The organism is Pseudoalteromonas sp. S1612, assembly GCF_005887175.1.
Lineage (GTDB): Bacteria > Pseudomonadota > Gammaproteobacteria > Enterobacterales > Alteromonadaceae > Pseudoalteromonas > Pseudoalteromonas undina.
The window spans coordinates 30,838-49,863 of sequence record NZ_PNDH01000023.1; the positions used below are offsets into that span (position 1 = coordinate 30,838).

The 19,026-nt window shown below is 41.4% G+C and carries 11 protein-coding genes; 7 read left to right on the top strand and 4 right to left on the bottom strand.

Going from position 1 to position 19,026, the window contains the following annotated elements:
• Window positions 1–123 precede the first annotated feature (123 nt).
• The 3 genes from CWB78_RS09575 to CWB78_RS09585 form a co-directional block, all read right to left on the bottom strand.
• Window positions 124–1,773: a sensor domain-containing diguanylate cyclase gene (locus tag CWB78_RS09575; protein WP_138595246.1), complete on the bottom strand. Its 1,650-nt coding sequence runs from the start codon at window positions 1,771–1,773 to the stop codon at window positions 124–126.
• Between the two features lie 281 nt (window positions 1,774–2,054).
• On the bottom strand, window positions 2,055–2,444 hold the full coding sequence (locus CWB78_RS09580; protein ID WP_010389569.1) for a DUF2750 domain-containing protein: 390 nt from the start codon (window positions 2,442–2,444) through the stop codon (window positions 2,055–2,057).
• Between the two features lie 66 nt (window positions 2,445–2,510).
• Entirely contained in the window at window positions 2,511–3,089 is a 579-nt protein-coding gene (locus CWB78_RS09585) for a TetR/AcrR family transcriptional regulator (RefSeq protein WP_008109773.1), read from the bottom strand.
• Window positions 3,090–3,245: 156 nt separating this feature from the next.
• Between CWB78_RS09585 and CWB78_RS09590 the strand changes: the two genes are divergently transcribed.
• The 7 genes from CWB78_RS09590 to recD all read left to right on the top strand — a co-directional run bounded on the left by CWB78_RS09590 (window position 3,246) and on the right by recD (window position 18,039).
• Window positions 3,246–4,289, top strand: a complete 1,044-nt coding sequence (locus CWB78_RS09590) for an alkene reductase (protein ID WP_075169405.1) — start codon at window positions 3,246–3,248, stop codon at window positions 4,287–4,289.
• A gap of 195 nt (window positions 4,290–4,484) precedes the next feature.
• A complete protein-coding gene (locus CWB78_RS09595) occupies window positions 4,485–6,758 on the top strand; it encodes a TonB-dependent receptor domain-containing protein (protein ID WP_138595248.1) in 2,274 nt (757 codons plus the stop codon).
• Window positions 6,759–6,816: 58 nt separating this feature from the next.
• Complete coding sequence (locus CWB78_RS09600) at window positions 6,817–7,947, top strand: alkaline phosphatase family protein (protein WP_171040334.1); 1,131 nt, start codon at window positions 6,817–6,819, stop codon at window positions 7,945–7,947.
• Complete coding sequence (locus tag CWB78_RS09605) at window positions 7,944–9,005, top strand: alkaline phosphatase D family protein (RefSeq protein WP_138595252.1); 1,062 nt, start codon at window positions 7,944–7,946, stop codon at window positions 9,003–9,005. Before CWB78_RS09600 ends, CWB78_RS09605 begins: the two co-directional genes overlap by 4 nt.
• Before the next feature lie 166 nt (window positions 9,006–9,171).
• Complete coding sequence (gene recC / locus CWB78_RS09610; protein ID WP_138595254.1) at window positions 9,172–12,471, top strand: exodeoxyribonuclease V subunit gamma; 3,300 nt, start codon at window positions 9,172–9,174, stop codon at window positions 12,469–12,471.
• Complete coding sequence (gene recB / locus CWB78_RS09615) at window positions 12,458–16,024, top strand: exodeoxyribonuclease V subunit beta (RefSeq protein ID WP_138595256.1); 3,567 nt, start codon at window positions 12,458–12,460, stop codon at window positions 16,022–16,024. Before recC ends, recB begins: the two co-directional genes overlap by 14 nt.
• Window positions 16,021–18,039 (top strand): exodeoxyribonuclease V subunit alpha, encoded by a 2,019-nt coding sequence (recD, locus tag CWB78_RS09620; protein ID WP_138595258.1) that lies wholly within the window; start codon window positions 16,021–16,023, stop codon window positions 18,037–18,039. Before recB ends, recD begins: the two co-directional genes overlap by 4 nt.
• Before the next feature lie 13 nt (window positions 18,040–18,052).
• On the opposite strand, the gene CWB78_RS09625 is transcribed toward recD, so the two are convergent.
• A complete protein-coding gene (locus CWB78_RS09625; RefSeq protein WP_138595260.1) occupies window positions 18,053–18,685 on the bottom strand; it encodes a trimeric intracellular cation channel family protein in 633 nt (210 codons plus the stop codon).
• Window positions 18,686–19,026: the final 341 nt, after the last annotated feature.

Sequence of the window (19,026 nt, forward strand, 5' to 3'; positions counted from 1 at the left end):
TTTATCTATAAAGATATTGTTGTTTTTAATCAGTGGCTTATTGGTTTTGTATGAATCCCTCTCTCCCACCATTATTCTATATTAGGACGTCTCAGGACGTCCTTTTTTGTGCCTGTAATAAAGTTAAGCGTGTTGGCTTTGTACTTGGCGTTTGTTTTTACGCTGATGTTTTAATGTATACATTCGTTGGTCGGCTAAAGTTAAGCAGGCTTTGTAGTCATTACATTCCTCACTACTTGCTAAGCCATAGCTCACGCCTGATAACGGCCAATGTTTTTGAACTTGTTGATGAATATAGTTTAATGACTCGTTTATGCTCAGGATGAGTTGGGCGAGCTGTTGTGCTGATTTGACGTTACACACACAAATAAACTCATCACCGCCGGTTCTGCATACCTCGCCTTTGTCGGCTAACGCATTTTGTATTAACCGCGTAACCTCAATGAGTAGCTTGTCACCGTGAGCATGACCTAGGTGATCGTTAACGCTTTTAATATTGTCGCAATCTATAAACACAATGAGATAAAAATTATCTAAGTTATCAAGTGCTTCTTGTAATTGCAGCCGGTTTCCTACTTTGGTGAGTGGGTCTATGCGTGATAACTCTAGCGCTTTTATAAAATTATTTTGCTTTATTTTTAGCCATTCAGATAAAGAAAGTAAAATACAGATACAATCAATGGCCAGAGCAATAAGCACCCATAATTCAGGTGAACTTATTTCTATTAAATTTAGGTGCGATAAAATAAAAATAACTAAGGACAAGCTATAAACAAGGTTGCCAGTTAAAAAATATTTCGCTCTAAAGTCTTTCATCCCCAGCATTGTAAAGCCCAGTTTTAAGCTTAAATACACCCAAATGGCAGCAAGGAAATGAGCTAAATAAAACACCCAATGAAAGGGTAAAAAGAGGTTTAAAAAACCACAGGCAAGTGCGGTTATGGAGAAGTATTTTAAAAATCGGCTAATACCAGTGCGGGTATGTTGGTCAAAGTTAAATAAGTAATATGCAAATGAGCTGGCACAAGCAATAGCGAAGGCAAAAATATACATGCCAAAGTAATGGGTGTTAATTGCGTGGTAATTAAAAAGTAACGCAACTATCCCCGCCGCGAATGCCCAGCCAATGCCGTGTAACCCTATGTAACCTGCACAAAATAACGCCACGCGATGTTGTGTTTTAAAGAACATTATTAAGGCCATGCAGGCCAAGGTCAGCATTATCGTAATAGACACTAAGCTTAATGAATTGATATAAAACTGAAGTTTAACAAAAGCAGATTGAGGTATAACGTTAATGCTAACAGGTTTAGCAAAGTACTTAGCATTAATATAAAGCCATAAAACACCGTGTGAATTAGCTTCTAGCTGTAACTCAAAAGCTTGGCTGTGCATTACAATGGCTGATTGAGTGACGCTATTTTGTGAAAAATCAGCGATTTTTCTGATCCCACTAGTATCTTGATAAAAAGCAACGCCACTATCTAAATAATTAATTTGGGGGATTATATACCAGCGTCCTGCGCTCGTTGTGGTTAAACTAATTTTTGCTATTGCACTGCCATGGGCACTATACAGCGAAGTGACGGGAGTACTTACATTGTGATAGGCATTAACGAGTTGCTCACCTTGGGTTGGTTTAGCTAAATCTACTTGATGCCACATAGCAGACTTTAGTTGTAAGCTGTCATTTTGATTTAATGCTACAGCAAAAGCATTAAAACTAATGGTTTGAAATAGTAAACAACATATAAAATTGAAAGTGTACCGCATGTAATACCTAAGTTAGTGACCGGTAAAAATTGTACTGCATTTTTAACAGAATAATTATAGTTATGACCGCTTTAGCGTATTTTTGCTTTTTAGTTACTAACTTTAATCACTAAACGGTGAGCTGTTATTATAAAAATATAGTTAATGATTAATTAAAGGGTTAATAATTTATTTAGTTTGGCTATTGTATGACTGCTTTTAGTGATGGTTTATATTTGAAGGATTGCTAACAACAAGAAGGTAATTAAAAAGCCATTTGTCAAAATGGCTTTATGGGCAGTTTAATATTTTTTTGGTTTAGCATTGAGCTGCGCTTGAAATTCATCAGGAAATAAAATTGTGCCGTCGTCTTCTTCGGTAGGGAACACGGCAACTAGTAAGTCGTCTTCTTCAAGGCCTGGCGTCCAGCGGCTAAACCAATCTGCTGTTGGAATTGCTTTAGGTGTACATCCTTCCCATTCACCGGTTGCCCATGCTTGTGCAAAATCACGGGTTGGCCATACGGGTACGCAATCGTCGTCTTCGTTAGTGAGCATTACGCAGCCGTCGTCATCGTTTAAAATCCACACTTGCTTAAACTGTTGCACAGTTTCGTACATGTATGCGAGTCGTTTTTTTGCGCCAAGGCCTAAAATTACGTCGTCTTGCTTTGATAAATTGTCAGTGGTCATTTTTGGCTCTCTCTCACTGTGGGGGGAATACAAAAGGCAGCGACATACTGCGCTTTAAAATTAAGTTTAGCTAATGGCTGCAAGCAGCTCGTCGGCTAGTTGGTTTAGTGCGTCGGGGTCTTGATTTGTTAATGCATAAGTGCGCAATCCATAAATACCCATAACACAAAATCGTGCTAGCTCTATGGCACTTCGTCCATTGGTAATTTCTTTGTTATCTATCGCTTTTTGTAATTGCTGCGCAAAGGCATGCTCGTACGCCGTTAAATTAGTACGTAATACGTGGCAAATTTGTGGATCGTTACCCTCTACCTCGCTAATGCTTTTTGTAAGCAAGCACACTTTAGTTGCTTCGCCGTCAATACATTCTTGCACAATGATATTAAGGTATTGTTTCAGCGTATCTAAAATACAATTACTGTGCTCAAACAGCGCTGTAAATTGTGTATTGCGATCGGTTTGGTATTGCTCCGTAGCGGCTAAAAAAATGCCTTTTTTATTACCAAATGCCCCATACAAAGAACCCGGATGTAAATGGGTGGCTTGAGTCAGTTTTTGCATACTGGTTTTTGCATAGCCATGAAGCATAAACATGGCCATAGCTTGGCGCAGTACAAACTCTTTATCAAATTCTGCAGTTCTCATAATGACTCTTTTAGTGGAGAGAGTAGTAATGAATAAATTTATTTTTCTTAGGCCTAGGTGGAGTTTACGCAATCTTAAACAAAGTTTCAAAATTATACTTGAATATTCATTCAAGTGACCTTATCTTGAATGTACATTCAACAAAGGATAAATATTATGTCGATTGACTTACTTTCACCTTTTAAATTAAATAACAGCATTGAACTGCAAAACCGCGTACTTATGGCACCATTGACCCGCTGTATGGCAGATGACAATTTAGTACCCACACAAGCCATGGTTGATTACTACGCTCGTCGTGCTGATGTAGGCTTAATTATTAGTGAAGCCATTATTATCCGTGCTGATGCTCAAGGTTATCCAAATACACCTGGGCTTTTCACTAGTGAACAAATTCAAGGTTGGAAAAAAGTCACTGACGCAGTACATGCTAATGGCGGAAAAATGTTTGCACAACTATGGCATGTTGGCCGTGTAGCTCACCCACACTTTTTTGGTGGTGATGTTTTGGCGCCATCGGCAATAGGGGTTGAAGGTTCAGTACCGCGTATGCGCGAGCTCACTTATGTTACGCCAAAGCCTGTAACTACAGACGACATTAAAGGCTTAGTGGCTGACTACGCTAAAGCCGCAGAAAATGCGATGGAAGCGGGTTTTGACGGCGTAGAAATTCATGGTGCTAATGGTTATTTAATTGACCAATTTTTACATTATGCGGCAAATGAACGTGATGACGAGTACGGGCAAACACCAGAAAACATGTCTCGTTTTGCACTGGAAGTAACCGATGCAGTTATTGATGTTGTGGGCAATGAGCGTACCGCTATGCGTTTAACGCCAGGTGCTTATTTTAATATGAGCGAAGACAATCGCGATAAAGCAGTATTTGACTACTTATTACCAGAGCTTGAAAACCGCAAGTTAGCTTATTTACACGGCGGTATTTTTGACGACAGCATGCGTTTTGATTCACTAGAAGGTAAATCAACCTCTGAATTTTTACGAGCTGGTTATGCCAGTACCTTAGTGGGTGTAGGTAGTTATAGTTTTGAAACTGCCAAGGAAGCGGTTAACGACAATAAATTTGATTTAATTGCTATTGGTCGCCCGCTTATTGCTAACCCAGATTACATTAGCAAAATTAAAAACGGCGAAGAAGTCACAGCTTACAGTGATGACATGCTAGCTGAATTGAAATAGCAGCTAATTTAGTAAAAACAATAAGACACTCATGGACAACTGTGAGTGTCTTTTTTTATACATTTATTTGCCATAATATACTCATAATTGTTTAATCTTGCTGTCAATAAAGTTCCCCCTCGTTGTCATATTTAAAAAATAGACTGTGCCCGCTTTCATAATTACCTTTTATAATTAGAATCAAACGGGACAACAATGTACGCTTTAAAAAATAAATCGATTTTGAGCATGGCTGTGGCCATGGCGGTATCAACTTCAGCTTATGCTAACGATAACGTGATAGAAGAAGTAACCGTTACTGCAAAACCAACCAGTTATGCAAACAACGTTATTGAACCTGCCATGCTTGAGCAACAAAGCTCGGTATCGAGTGTGTTATCAGTAATAGATAACTTACCTGGCATTAGCATAAACGAAGGCGACGCATTTGGCGGCGACGATTGGTCAACCACTATTACCATGCGTGGTTTTAGTATCGACTCAAACCAGCAGCAATTAGGTATGACGGTAGACGGTATTCCTAATGGCGGTTCAAATTATGGCGGTGGTGCTAAAGCGAATCGTTACCTAGATAGCGAAAATCTTGTCACCGTGGAAGTAGGTCAGGGCACTTCAGATATTAAATCAGCCTCGTTAGAGGCGCTAGGTGGTACTTTTAACTTTGTAAGTAAAGCGCCTAGCTTTGAAAAAAGCACCACTTTTGCATATACCTCAGGCAGCCATGACGCAAGTCGCTATTACGTTAAACACGAAACTGGCACCATTTTTGATAATACTCAAGCGTATGTGAGTTATTCGCAAACCGATACTAGCCGCTGGATTGGCTCGGGCAGCAATGGCGGGAAAGATAACCAACATGCTGAAGCGAAATTTGTCACCACCCTTGATGAGTTAACTATAACAGGGCGTTTATCTTACGATGATGTAAGCGAGACGAATTACAATAGCGTGAGCTTGGCACAATTTGAACAAACTCCAGATTGGGATCAACTAACATGGAACTGGACAGGCGTTCCGCACTTTGACCAAATGTTTGCAGAAGGTTGGGGCACGCTGCGTGAAAACACTCTAGGGTATTTAAAGTTTGAATACGCGATTTCACCCACCTCATTGTTAACCATTAGCCCTTATTATCATAAAAACTCAGGCCGAGGTGATTGGATCCCTCCTTATTTAACGTCCCCTGTAGATGAAAATGGTAACCCAACCACGGAAGGTGGTACAAACGCAGGCTCTTATGGCTTTACAGATAGTAATGGCAACCCACTTGCTCCCAACGCAGGTTGCACGGCTAGCTTAAATTGGCCGTGGGAGTCAGGCCCTGAGCTCAATCCTGCATGTTACGACGCTGATGCCACGCCTGTTATGTCTTATCGTCATACACATTATAATAAAGATCGTTTAGGGGTAACTGCTAATTATCAAGCAAGCATTGGCATGCACGATATTGAAGCCGGTTTTTGGTATGAGCAAAGCGACCGTGATGAGTCACGAGATTGGCATAAAGTTATAGATGCGCGCATTTATCATCACTTTGATAACACCCCTTATTGGACGCAATATAAAAACACCTTTGAGACCGATACGCTCAAATGGTACGCCCAAGACTCAATGTCATTTGACGACTTAACTCTTAACCTAGGGGTTAAAAAGTACTTAGTAAACATAGAAAAGTATGACCATTATCAAAACGCCACCACAGCTAAAGTAAACAGTGATTCAGACCTTCTATTTAGTGGCGGTATTTTATATCAGTTAAACAGTAACACTGAATTATTTACCAGCTACAGCGAAAACTTTGCCGCCATTAAAGATGGTGTGCTTGAGCGCGACAGCTCTGACTTATCAGCTATTGAGCCAGAAACCGCAGAAAATATTGATTTAGGGGTGCGTTATGACAATAACGCACTTAAATTAACGGCAACGGCTTACTCAATTGAATTTGATAACCGTATTACCTTTATAGCGCCAGGCAGCGACACCGGTGGTATTGATTACACCATAGGTACTAACGGCTCGTACCTAAATGTGGGCGGTATTGAATCGAAAGGTTTAGAGCTATCAGCAAGTTATATGTTGAGCCCACAGTGGAATGTATATAGCTCATACACCAATAATAACTCTGAATATAAAGGCGATGCGCCAGGCTTTGAAGCAGGAAGCAAAGTAATTGATTCAGTAGATGATTTATTTGTGCTTTCAACCGATTATTACAGCGGTGATTTCCGCTTTGGTTTATCGGCTAAATACACTGGCGAGCGTGGCGATGTAGATAGCTATACCGTGGTTGATTTAAATGCAGGCTACGCAGCTGAAGTTAATGCTGGCCCCTTCAAAGCAATTGATATTGCTTTTGTGGTTTACAACATTACTGATGAAAGCTACCTAGCGGGCGGTACAGGTAATGGAAGCACTTACTTTATTGGCGCCCCACGCACAGCAGCCGTGACGTTAACGGCCACGTTTTAAAACGTAATAAACGTAATTAAGCCCATCATTGATGGGCTTTTTATTAAACGAGGTGTGTATGCAAACAATAGTAACAATACTAATAATCGGTTTGGTTTTACTTAACAGTCAGGCGGTTTTGGCAGCACCACAAAATGTGGTGTTGGTAACTTTAGATGGGGTTCGCTGGCAAGAAGTATTTAATGGTGCCGATAGCAAGCTGATTAATAATAAAGAATTTGTTAAGCAACCAGCACATTTAAAGAGCCAATTTTGGCATGAAAGTCCGCAACAGCGTCAACAGTTGTTAATGCCATTTTTAACTCAAACCATTGCAAAACAAGGCGTTATTATTGGCGATAGGGCTAAAGGCTCAACTATGTCGGTGAGTAATCCGTGGTATTTTTCATATCCTGGGTATAACGAAATTCTTACTGGTGAAGTGGATGAAAGTATCAACAGTAACGACAAGGTATTAAACCCAAATAAAACTATTTTAGAGCGTTTAAATGCCCAGCCTGAATTTAAAAACAGCACCGCGTTATTTGGTAGTTGGGATGTGTTTCCTTTCATTGTAAATACCCAGCGCAGTAAGGTGCAGGTGAATGCGGGGTTTATGCCCGTTGCTGATGATTTATTTGCCGACGCAGCGCTACTTAATGCGCTACAAACAGAGATACCTAGCCCTTGGCACAATGTGCGGCTTGATAGTTTTACCTATCGATTTGCTAAAGCGTATATGCTGGCTAAAAAGCCTAAATTACTGGTTATTAGTTTAGGAGAAACTGACGACTTTGCTCACGATGGGCATTACGACGCCTATTTAAAATCGGCTAAGCAAAGCGATGCATTTATAAAAGATTTGTGGCAAACCATTCAAAGCACAGCAGGTTATAAAAATAATACGACGCTGATCGTTACTACTGATCATGGCCGTGGAAGTCATGCCAGTGATTGGCAGCATCACAGCTCTCGTCGAGCATTGCTAGAGCTTAACCTAGGCGCAGATGTGTTTCCTAACGGCATAGTTGGCTCTGAGCATATTTGGCTGGCAGCTATTGGCCCTGCAATTAAAAATAACGGCTTAATTAAAACTAAAAACGAGCTTAAACAAGCGCAAGTTGCCGCCACCGTTTTAAAAGCACTTGGGCAAAATCCACACATAATTAACCCTAATATGGCACCGGCTATTAACGAGATTTTAAAATGAAACAGTTACTAAAAACCCTTAAGCATTTTGCACTGTCACTGACTATTGTGATTAGCAGTGTAGCAATGGCTGCGCCGTCTAAAATATTATTTGGCTCTTGCGGACATCAAGATAAAGACATTCCTATATTTAACGCCATTAACAAAGAGCAGAGTGATTTATTTATATTTTTAGGGGATAACATCTACGGCGATACTAACGACATGGCCGTGCTTAAAAATAAATACCAACGTCTTGGAGCAAAGCCAGGCTTTAAAGCACTACGCGCACAAACACCAATAATAGCTATGTGGGATGATCACGATTATGGTCAAAATGACGCGGGGAAAGAGTATCCGCATAAAGAAGCATCGCGGCAAATCATGCTCGATTTTTGGCAAGAACCGGCAAACTCAAAACGCCGTACCCGTGCTGACGGCATTTATACCTCGTACATGTATGGCGAAGGCGAGCAAACCGTGCAGGTGATCATGCCAGATTTACGCTTTAATCGTGACACACTTAATTCTGTTAGCGAGATTGAGTATTACACCAAGCGTAAAGCAAATAACCAAGGCCCGTACAGTCCAACTGAAGTTAAAGGCGCATCAATGCTAGGGGAAGCACAGTGGCAATGGCTTGAAGCCGAGCTTAAAAAGCCAGCGGCAATAAAGCTAATAGCGTCAAGCTTGCAGTTACTGCCAGATTTTACCGGCTGGGAGTCGTGGGCAAATTTTCCTGAGGATCGAAACCGTTTATTTGCGCTAATTAAAAAACACCAAGTAAATGGTGTGATTATTATTAGTGGCGATACTCACTGGGGCGAGATTTCAAGGTATCAACATAACCTTGATTACCCGCTTATTGAAATGACCAGCTCAGGTTTGACAGAAAAGTGGAAAGACGTTAGCCCTAACCAGCATCGTGTGGGTAATTACACACATAATGTTAACTATGGTGATTTAAGCATAGACTGGCAACAAGTCGACCCTGCTATTTCATTAAAACTTAAAGGCATTGATGGCCAAGTTATTATGCAAAGTGATTTTAGTCTTTCAAGTATTAGCCCTTATAAATAGCATCACCATTTAAATAATAAACGCACTGCAGTTAAAGCAGTGCGTTTAAAAGTTCATCTATTGGTGGGCTAACTTGCTGATTTATTAGTGCCAATTTCCCCTAAGTGCTACCGCTTAAATTGAAAATATCTTACACTGGCTTTATCTCAAGTAAGGCTGGTATCGTATGCTCAATATTATTCAATCAAACCGTATGGAAGCCCTGCAAGCGCAGTTTCATCAGCTATTAAAAGTAAACCCATTGCAAAGCCCATTTGATAAAGAAGTGGTGTTAGTGCAATCGCCGGGTATGTCGCAGTGGCTAAAAATTGGTTTAAGTGAAAATTTAGGAGTGGCTGCGCAGGTAGACTTTCCGCTGCCGTCGAGCTTTATTTGGCAGTTGTACCAGCAACTATTGCCAAACGTGCCTAAAGAGTCGGCGTTTAATAAACCGAACCTTGCTTGGAAACTGTTTGCAATTTTACCTACTTGTATTGACGAGCCACTGTACTTACCGCTTAAAACCTATTTAGAGGACGATATTGACGGCCAAAAAACCTTTGCTCTATGTGAAAAAATAGCCGATGTGTACGACCAATATTTGATGTACCGCCCCCATTGGGTAGCCACTTGGGATAGTGGTGTTGATACGCTTGACGATGTTGATATAACGATTGCGCCTTGGCAACCCGATTTATGGCGTCGTATCGTCAAATTAAGTAAACAGCTAGGGCAAAGCCAATTTCACCGTGCCAATATGCAAGGGCAGTTACTCAGTGCACTTGAGAGCATGGATAGCGCCTTATTACCAAAACGCATTAGCTTATTTGGTATATCTGCGATTGCTAGCTCGCAGCTTGAAGTGTTTGAAGCTTTAAGTAAAAAAACTGAAGTGTTTTTGTTCTTTTTTAACCCTAGCGAGCATTATTGGGGCGATATCATTGATGAAAAAACAGCAGCTAAAATCACTGCTAAATACGCAAAAATGCCGCTGGTGGAAGCACAGCAAAAAAAGCAAACGAATCCCGATGAAGAATACTATTTTATAGGTAATCCGCTGTTATCGTCGTGGGGTAAACTCGGCCGCGATTATTTTGAGCAACTAGTGCAGCTTGATGCCCGCTGGATTGATGGCTTTATAGATGCATTTGACGACAGCTTACTTGGCCAAGTGCAAAGTGAAATTTACCAACTTGCCTTTAAAGGTGAGTCGCTCACCGATAATAAAGAATGGTTTATTAACGACGAGGGCAAGCTGCCCATAACTGCAAACGATGCAAGTATTACACTAAGTGATTGCCATACACCGCTTCGAGAAGTAGAGCGTTTGCACGACTACTTACTTAATTTATTTAATCAAAATTCAGCGCTTACCCCTAAAGACATCATCGTGATGATGCCCGATGTTGGCACCTACAGCCCTTATATTGAAGCAGTTTTTGGTGGTGCACAGGGCAGTCGATTTATACCTTATGCGCTAGCTGATTTAGCCATAGAGCAAGAAAAGCCTGTACTGAGTTCGTTTGCTAGTTTAGCTAATTTACCGTTTTCGCGCTTCGGCGTGTCGGATATTCTCGATTTATTACAGGTTACCCAAATTGCTGAAAAGTTTGGTTTAGAAGCGCATGAATATGAGCAAATTCAGTATTGGTTGGAGCGTGTTGGCGTTAAATGGGGCGTAAACGCTGAACATAAAAGTACCTTTGACTTACCCGCAATAGAGCTAAACACTTGGCAGCATGGCTTAAACCGTTTACTACTGGGTATTGCCATGCGCGATGAACAGTGCCCATTTAATGGTATTTACAGTGCCGATGAGGTTGAGGGTATGGCGCTCGATACACTCAATAAGCTGGTACACTTTATTGATGTGCTGCAAGACTTTAAAGCTAAGCTCACCCCCGATGACACACTCACCAATAAAGCCCAAATTTTAAATGAGCTGCTCAACACTATTTATGAGAGCGAAAGTGACGACAGTTGGGATTTATTAGTGCTGCAAAAAGTACTCGAAGATATAGGTAAGCACCACGACAACGGTGATTACAGTGAGGCCGTGTCGCAGCGCATTGTTAGCTATTTAATTAAACAAGGCATACAAGAAAAAGGTGTCGGCCAACGTTTTTTAGTGGGGCAAGTGAATTTTTGTACGTTAATGCCAATGCGCGCCGTGCCGTTTAAGGTAGTGTGTATGTTAGGCTTGAACGATGCCGATTACCCGCGTACCGTGCAGCCTATCGGGTTTGACTTAGTGCCTTATTCGAAAAAGCAAAAAGGTGACCGTTCACGAAAGCTCGATGACCGTTATCTCTTTTTAGAAGCACTTCTTAGTGCCCGGGATAATTTATATATGAGCTACATTGGTCGCTCATGTTTTGATAACCAGCCACGAATGCCATCAACACTTGTCAGTGAATTGTTAGAATACATAGGTCGCAGCTTCAAACTTAGCGAACCCAGTGATAAACCTTTGCCAGATTGTCTTATTAGCCAACAATATTTACAACCTTTTAATAGTCATTATTATTTGCCAGCTAGCGCTGAACAGGCAGGGCTTAACAACCACAGCTATAACCCAATTTGGCTGCCTAGCGAGGCAATTGAGCCAAAAGCAATCACTGCGCTTGATGTAACGCCTCCAGAGCTGTTTGATCTTGATATGTTTATTCGCAGTGTGTGCCACGCCCAAGAGAGCTTTTATCAGCAAAGCCTAGGGTTACGTTTGCCGCAATTTAACGATATAGCCAAAGATGAAGAACCGTTTAGCTTAGATGCGCTGCGCCGTTATTTTTACCTTGATGAAATACTTGAAGCTAATATTAACGATACACCACTGAGTACCGAACAAATACTGCAGCGCGGTGAGTTGCCGCAAGCCCATGTTGGCAGCTTAATTTATGAGAGCATGCAACATCGCGTTGATGCGCTTGCAGGGCAAGTAAAACAACAAATAAAAGCGGGTAAAAGCGAACCGATAGAGGTGTTACTTTTGCTTGAAAACACCACCATTGAAGGCTGGTTAAACCATGTGTATATGCAAAAACAAGTGTTTTATCGCAGTGCCAGTATTAAAGCTAAAGATTTAATTAAAGGCTTTATTTATCATCTTGCTGCACAAAGCATGCAACAAGAGGTTGAAACCTTATTGCTAGGTTTAGATAAACAAATTAGTTTTGCCCCAATGAGTAAAGCCGATGCCGATTTACTGCTCGCAGATTGGTTTGAGCTTTATAAAGCATTACGCAACAAGCCCGTGGCGTTTTTTCCGGTAAGTGGTTATGAATACGTAAAAAGCGGTGGTGATATGGCAAAAGCCAACAGTAAATTTAGTCCACAGTATATTGGCCGAGGCGAAGGAGAAAACCCTTATATTCGTCTCACGGTGCAATCACTTAATGACTGCCAAGACGAATTTATACATTGGAGCGATAAGCTACTCGCCCCATTATTTGAGCACGCCAAGGAGAGTGACTATGCAAGCGCTTAATCCACTCACTATGCCATTATCAGGGCAAAGCTTAATTGAAGCCAGTGCTGGCACAGGTAAAACCTACACGATCACGGGTTTGTATTTGCGCTATTTATTGGGCATGCAAATACCTGGTGAGCTGAATACGCCATTGAGTGTTGAGCAAATTTTGGTAGTCACCTTTACCGATGCCGCCACGCAAGAAATTAAAGACCGAGTTCGCAGCCGTATTATTGCTGCGCGTGATGCATTACTGGGGCAAGTACCTAATGATGAGCTAATTGAGGGTGTAATAGCAGGCGTTGATGACAAGCACCGTGCATTTGACTTACTCGATGCTGCAGCTAAATCAATGGACGAAGCAGCTATTTTTACCATTCATGGTTTTTGTCAGCGAATGTTAAAGCAGCATGCGTTTGAATCCGGTGTGGCATTTAACTTAGAGTTCATTTTAGATGAGCGTGATATTCTGCTTGAAACCATAAAAGACTTTTGGCGCGCGTTTGTATACCCACTCAGTAAAGAAAGAACAGATGCGATTTTAGCGGTATTTGCTGCGCCCGAATCACTATTTAGTCATGTAAGTAGTATTTTAAATAAGGCGAACGCAGAGATAACACCGCAAGTTAGTTTAGATGCGGTATGGCAAGCGCGAGATGAATACTTGGCGCGTGTTCCAGCCTTTAAAAAAGCCTGCCTAGAGCAAGAGTTTATTGGTGCTGTTAAAGCATCCGATTTAAGTGGCTCAAAAACACCTGGGCGAAAGGGGAGTCTTGCTGCACTTGAAGCATTTTGCTTAGGCAATGATGACTTTTTTGAATTTGGTACCAGTAAGTATTCGTTTGAGGTTTGGAGTAGCGAGAACTTAAGTAATACCGCTAATTATAAAAAAAATGGCACATTACTGACTCATCCACTTATTAGCCAATTCGATGCCTTAGCCGCACTTAACAACACCATCAACCAAGGGTTAAAAATTGCGATAGTGCAATATGCGGCGAGCTGGGTAAAAGCGGCCATAGTTAAACGCAAACAAGAACAAAGCGTGATCACCCCTGACGATTTGCTGACTAATTTACACAGTGCCTTAAAGAGTGAACAAGGTGATGTGCTCGCACAAAAAATAGCGCAGTTATTTCCGGTGGCAATGATAGATGAGTTTCAGGATACCGATCCGATTCAATACGGTATTTTTAGTAAAATTTATGCTCAAAGCAATACCACTTTAGCTATGATAGGCGATCCCAAACAGGCAATTTATGGGTTTAGGGGCGCAGATATATTTACCTACATTGGCGCAAAAGAAGCGGTAGATGAGCCACAACAATTTACATTGAGCACTAACTTTCGTTCAAGCAGTGATATTGTAAATAGCGTAAATAGCTTATTTAGCAAATACGACAACAGCTTTATTTATAACGACGCCATTCCATTTAATAAAGTGAAAGCGAAAGGAAAAAAAGCAGATGAGTCGTTTTTAATTGACGGTAAACCTGCCACCGCGTTTGAGTTTAATGTGTTTGTAGATGAAGCCGGCGATGAAAAAAATAAGCCGACCAGTAAAGGCGTAGGGCAAGCACATTTAGCCACCCATTTTGCTAATAAAATAGTTACTTTACTTGAGCAAGCAAACCAAGGTGTTGCCTGTATTGGCGCTAACCCTGTCAGTGCTGCTGATATTTGTATTTTGGTGCGCGACCGCGTTGAAGCACAAATAATGAAGCAAGCGTTGAGTAAAGCTAATATTGCCAGTGTGTATTTGTCGCGCGACAGTGTATTTAGCCAAGAGTTGAGTCATCACTTGCTCAATTTTTTAACAGCTTTGCATGGTCAGTACGATGAGGCATTACTACGCGGTGTATTAGCCGGCCCGTTATTTTGTTTAAGCTATAACGATATTTTTGTTCTAGCCGATGATGAAAATAGCTGGCAAGAACACCTAAACTTTTTTGCTCAACTTAGCCATATTTGGCATAAGCAAGGGGCAATGGCAATGCTTGAACGCTTACTGAGTCACAATCAGCTCAGTGCGAAATGGCAAGGTTTGGGCTATAACGTAGAACGTTGGCTTACTGACTTCAGGCACCTTGGCGAAATACTGCAGCAAAAACAAATTGAGCTTGAAGGGACACTTCGTTTATTACGTTGGTTTGCGCAAAAGGTGAGCCAGCAAAATGGTGAAACAGTGCAAGTTCGCTTAGAAAGTGATGCGAACTTAGTTAAAATTGTGACTATACACGCTTCTAAAGGGCTTGAATATCCATTGGTATTTATGCCATTTGCCAGTGGTTATCGTGAAACTAAAGACGCGCTTTATCATCAAAACGGCAAGTTGATTTACGATTTAAGTAAAGATGAAGATGCCCTGCAAAAAGCCGAACAAGAACGTTTAGCAGAAGACTTACGTTTGCTTTATGTGGCACTGACCCGAGCAGTGCATTTTTGTTCGCTGGGCGTGTATAACATTTCTCAAGGGCAAAGTAGCCGTTTAGCAATTCAAAGTAGTGCGCTGGGGCATGTGTTGTTCTCAGGGTTAGAGATAAGCAGTAGCCAAGTGTGGCGCACCCATTTAAGTGAATTTTGTGAGGCTAATCATGCTATGCAATACCAGCAATTTACCTCAGGCGAATTACATGAGCAGGGCATACTTCGGTTAAAAAATAGTGACACTAAACAGCACGATTTACTTATTAATACAGTAACGGCGCAGATTGAACGTGACTGGCGAGCAACTAGCTTTAGTGCTTTGAGCTTTAAAAAGCATGCTGATCAACTTGCTCCAGGGCGCAGCGATGAAGATCATCAAAGAGATGAGTTTGCCGTGCAGCAAGATGAACTTCCTTCACCGTATAGCTTTCCAAAGGGCGCAAAACCAGGGAGTTGCTTGCACGAAATATTTGAGCAACTTGATTTTACCTGTCCGGTAAATCATCCCACGAATATAGAGCAAAACTTAACGGCTGTGATTGAGCGTGCTTTTGAAAAATACCATATTGATGAGCAATGGCAGCAAATTACCGAGCAATGGGTACTCGATGCACTTAATTGCCCGTTAAACAGCGAGAATAATTTAAGTTTGAGCCAATTAGCGCCAAGTGACTGTTTAGTCGAAATGGAGTTTAACTTACCGCTTAGCAGCCTCAGTGCCCCTAAGCTTAATGAAGTGTTGATTAAACATTTTGGCTTTAACCAAAGTAAACTTGAGTTTGCCCATGTTAAAGGGTTACTAAAAGGCTTTATTGATTTAATTTTTTGCTACCAAGGCAAGTATTATATTTTAGATTATAAATCGAATTATTTGGGCAGTACCGCTGCTGATTATGTGTCTGAGCAGCTAGAGCAAGCAATGACCAGTCACCAATATCATTTACAGTATTTAATTTATACCGTAGCGCTGCATCGCTTGCTTAAACAGCGAATTCCCGATTATTCAATAGAGGCGCATTTAGGCGGTGTTTATTATACTTTTTTACGCGGTATGCCAGCAGGTGAGGGAGTGTACTTTAAACAGCTAAGTGCAGATCAAGTCGTTATTTTAGATGGCTTGTTTAGCCAAGGAGCCATGCTATGAGTGATTTAAATCAACAACCGGGTTTGTTTGATGACTTAGATGATGCGCCTTTAGATGAACCTGTGCTCACAACAGCACAGCCAACGATGCAGGCCAGCGAAAGTATTAAATTCGTGCCGTTGCTAACGTATTTAACGGACGAACATAGAGTGCGAGTGGTTGATGTAAAACTGGCTGAATTGCTCAGTGGCACAAACGCACAGCAAGGGTATGACGACCTCTTTTATATAATTTTAATGCTGTGTTTATCGCAACAAAGCCAGCATAGCTGTTTAACCCTAACAGAGGTTGATTGGACTAATCCGTTTAATTTACGTCAAAGCGACTTTACTAAACTAGAAGGCACGCAGCCTGATACTCTCAGCCCATTTAGTAATGACTTTACGACTGAGGCAGCAATACGTTATTTACTCTCACATCATAGTGTTGGGGAGCAAAAGCCGCTGCAATTGTTTAATCAACGATTATATTTTTCTCGTTTAGCAGGCTATGAACAAACCCTTGCCCAACGATTACTGACAATGAGCGAACGACAACTTAACATTGATAATGCAGTACTTGCTCAGTTATTAACCCGCTACTTTCCTGATGATCCGAGTATTGACATTGATTGGCAAAAAGTAGCGTGTGCGATTGCCGCCACAAAAGGTTTTAGTGTGATCACGGGCGGGCCTGGCACCGGTAAAACCACCACGGTAACAAAGCTGTTAGCGATTTTACAATCGTTATATAAAGCGGCGCCATTGAGCATAAAATTAGTAGCACCCACCGGTAAAGCAGCGGCACGGCTAACAGAGTCAATTTTAGGGGCTAAAAATAAGCTTAGTGAAATACCGGCTGATATTAACGCGTTGATCCCGCAAAGTGCGCAAACCATTCATCGTCTGTTGGGAGTTAAGCCATTTACCAATAAATTCCGACACGATAAAAGCAATCCGTTGCATGTTGATGTATTGATTATTGATGAGGCCAGCATGGTCGACTTATCACTTATGGCTAAACTAATTGAGGCCTTGCCAGATCATGCTCGATTGATTTTACTTGGCGATAAAGACCAACTTGCTTCGGTTGATACTGGCAGTGTAATGAGTGATTTATGCCAAGGGTTAGTGCTTGGACAAACACCGCGTTATTCAAAAGTACGCTGTGAGCAATTGAACACGCTGTGCTTTAATGGCGCTGTTAAACTAAATGCGCAAAGTCAAAGTGAGTTTAAACTTGCTGACTGCATTGCCTTTTTACAACATAGCTATCGGTTTGATGCAAAAAGTGGCATAGGTCAATTGGCGCTGGCTGTAAATACCAACAACCGAGGAATATTAAATTACGTTGAACAACAAAGCAGCGAAGGGCATTTTAGCGATATTATTTTAGACTATGATTTTGTTTCCACACCGATTGAAAAGTTAGTAAATAGTGCCGCAAGTCATTATGCTAATTACCTAACCCTGATAGCGCAAGGTGCCAGTGTTGCGCAAGTGCATGCAGCTTTTGCCAGTTATCAGTTACTTGCTGCGGTACGTGAAGGCGATTATGGTGTTAATAGTTTAAACCAGCGTATTGAACGGGTATTACAGCAGCAAGGTTTAATTAGCGTTAATCCTAATCAGCGGCATTATATAGGGATGCCGATAATGGTTAGTCAAAACGACTACCAGCTAAAATTATTTAACGGTGATATAGGAATTCTAATGCCCGATGATAGCGGCCAACTCAAGGCAGTGTTTATTGATGAACAAGGTAATGAACGGGCATTTTCACCCGCACGGCTTCCGGCGCACGATAAAGTGTATGTAATGACCATTCATAAATCCCAAGGCTCAGAGTTTAGTTATACCGCGATGGTGTTACCACCGCTCAAGCAGGCGAGTATCGGTATTAATAGGCAATTAGTGTACACGGGAATTACCCGCGCAAAACAGACCTTTGAGCTGGTGGCAGATAAAAAAGTGCTGCAACTGGCCATGGGGAAAAGTGTATCACGGGCGTCAGGCTTGTATGAGCGATTAGTGTAAAGCCATACTTATACTAATCTCTTATTTTTGGGGTTCGTTTTCTAAATAAATTGGGTTGCCAGCCAAAATGAAGTGCGCCCAATCTTAGAAAAACGGTTACCAATAATGAGCCTATAATGCACCATAAATAAGGGACATCCAATAAAAATAGCGCGGCATAAGTTAAGCCTCCTGCAAAACACGCGGTGGAGTAAAGTTCTTCGCGCATCACCAGTGGTACTTCTCTACAGATCACATCACGTATTAAGCCGCCAAATATACCCGTCGTCATTCCCATTGTAAGCGCAACCACCATGGTCGTGCCTTCAATGAGCGCTTTTTCAATACCGACCACATTAAAAATAGCCATACCGATGGCATCAACCAGTAACATGTAATAGTTAGACACATCAGGTAAGTGGCGAATAAACATAACGGTGACAAAAATAGCGCCATAGGTGGCATATAAATAATCGGGGTTGGCTATCCAAAATACAGGTTGGTTAAGAAGAATATCTCTGAGCGTGCCTCCGCCTAACGCAGTGACTGAGCCAACAACGACAACACCAAATCCACCAATATCTTTGTCGTGGCCTAATAATGCACCTGAAATTGCAAAGAATGCCACGCCAATAAGGCTTAAAAAATTAAAATACTCTGCCGTCATTGAGGTGTCCTTACCAGATTGAGAATTTATATTAGACATTAAAAGATAAGCGATTGGGGATTTATATTAGCTGAATAACACTAGGGTCTGTTTACCTTTCAAGGTTGAATTTGCAGCAGTCTGCTTGGTATTAAAGCAAGGCAGAGCCTGTGTGGTGTGGTTATTCCCCATAAATAGGCGATAACGCAGCATCAATGCCAAACAGGCGCTGCCCGAAGGGTTCTGCCTAGGGGCGATTTACTCTTTGTTGCTCGGTTTTTACTTAGTCCACTAGGTTACAAACCTCGCGCCGCGATTAAAACGCCACTAGTTTGAACAAATTTTAATCCACAAAGCTAAAC

Coding starts and splice junctions, on each gene's coding strand:
- CWB78_RS09575 (WP_138595246.1), bottom strand. CDS start 1,773: ATGCGGTACACTTTCAATTTTATATGTTGTTTACTATTTCAAACCATT.
- CWB78_RS09580 (WP_010389569.1), bottom strand. CDS start 2,444: ATGACCACTGACAATTTATCAAAGCAAGACGACGTAATTTTAGGCCTT.
- CWB78_RS09585 (WP_008109773.1), bottom strand. CDS start 3,089: ATGAGAACTGCAGAATTTGATAAAGAGTTTGTACTGCGCCAAGCTATG.
- CWB78_RS09590 (WP_075169405.1), top strand. CDS start 3,246: ATGTCGATTGACTTACTTTCACCTTTTAAATTAAATAACAGCATTGAA.
- CWB78_RS09595 (WP_138595248.1), top strand. CDS start 4,485: ATGTACGCTTTAAAAAATAAATCGATTTTGAGCATGGCTGTGGCCATG.
- CWB78_RS09600 (WP_171040334.1), top strand. CDS start 6,817: ATGCAAACAATAGTAACAATACTAATAATCGGTTTGGTTTTACTTAAC.
- CWB78_RS09605 (WP_138595252.1), top strand. CDS start 7,944: ATGAAACAGTTACTAAAAACCCTTAAGCATTTTGCACTGTCACTGACT.
- recC (WP_138595254.1), top strand. CDS start 9,172: ATGCTCAATATTATTCAATCAAACCGTATGGAAGCCCTGCAAGCGCAG.
- recB (WP_138595256.1), top strand. CDS start 12,458: ATGCAAGCGCTTAATCCACTCACTATGCCATTATCAGGGCAAAGCTTA.
- recD (WP_138595258.1), top strand. CDS start 16,021: ATGAGTGATTTAAATCAACAACCGGGTTTGTTTGATGACTTAGATGAT.
- CWB78_RS09625 (WP_138595260.1), bottom strand. CDS start 18,685: ATGACGGCAGAGTATTTTAATTTTTTAAGCCTTATTGGCGTGGCATTC.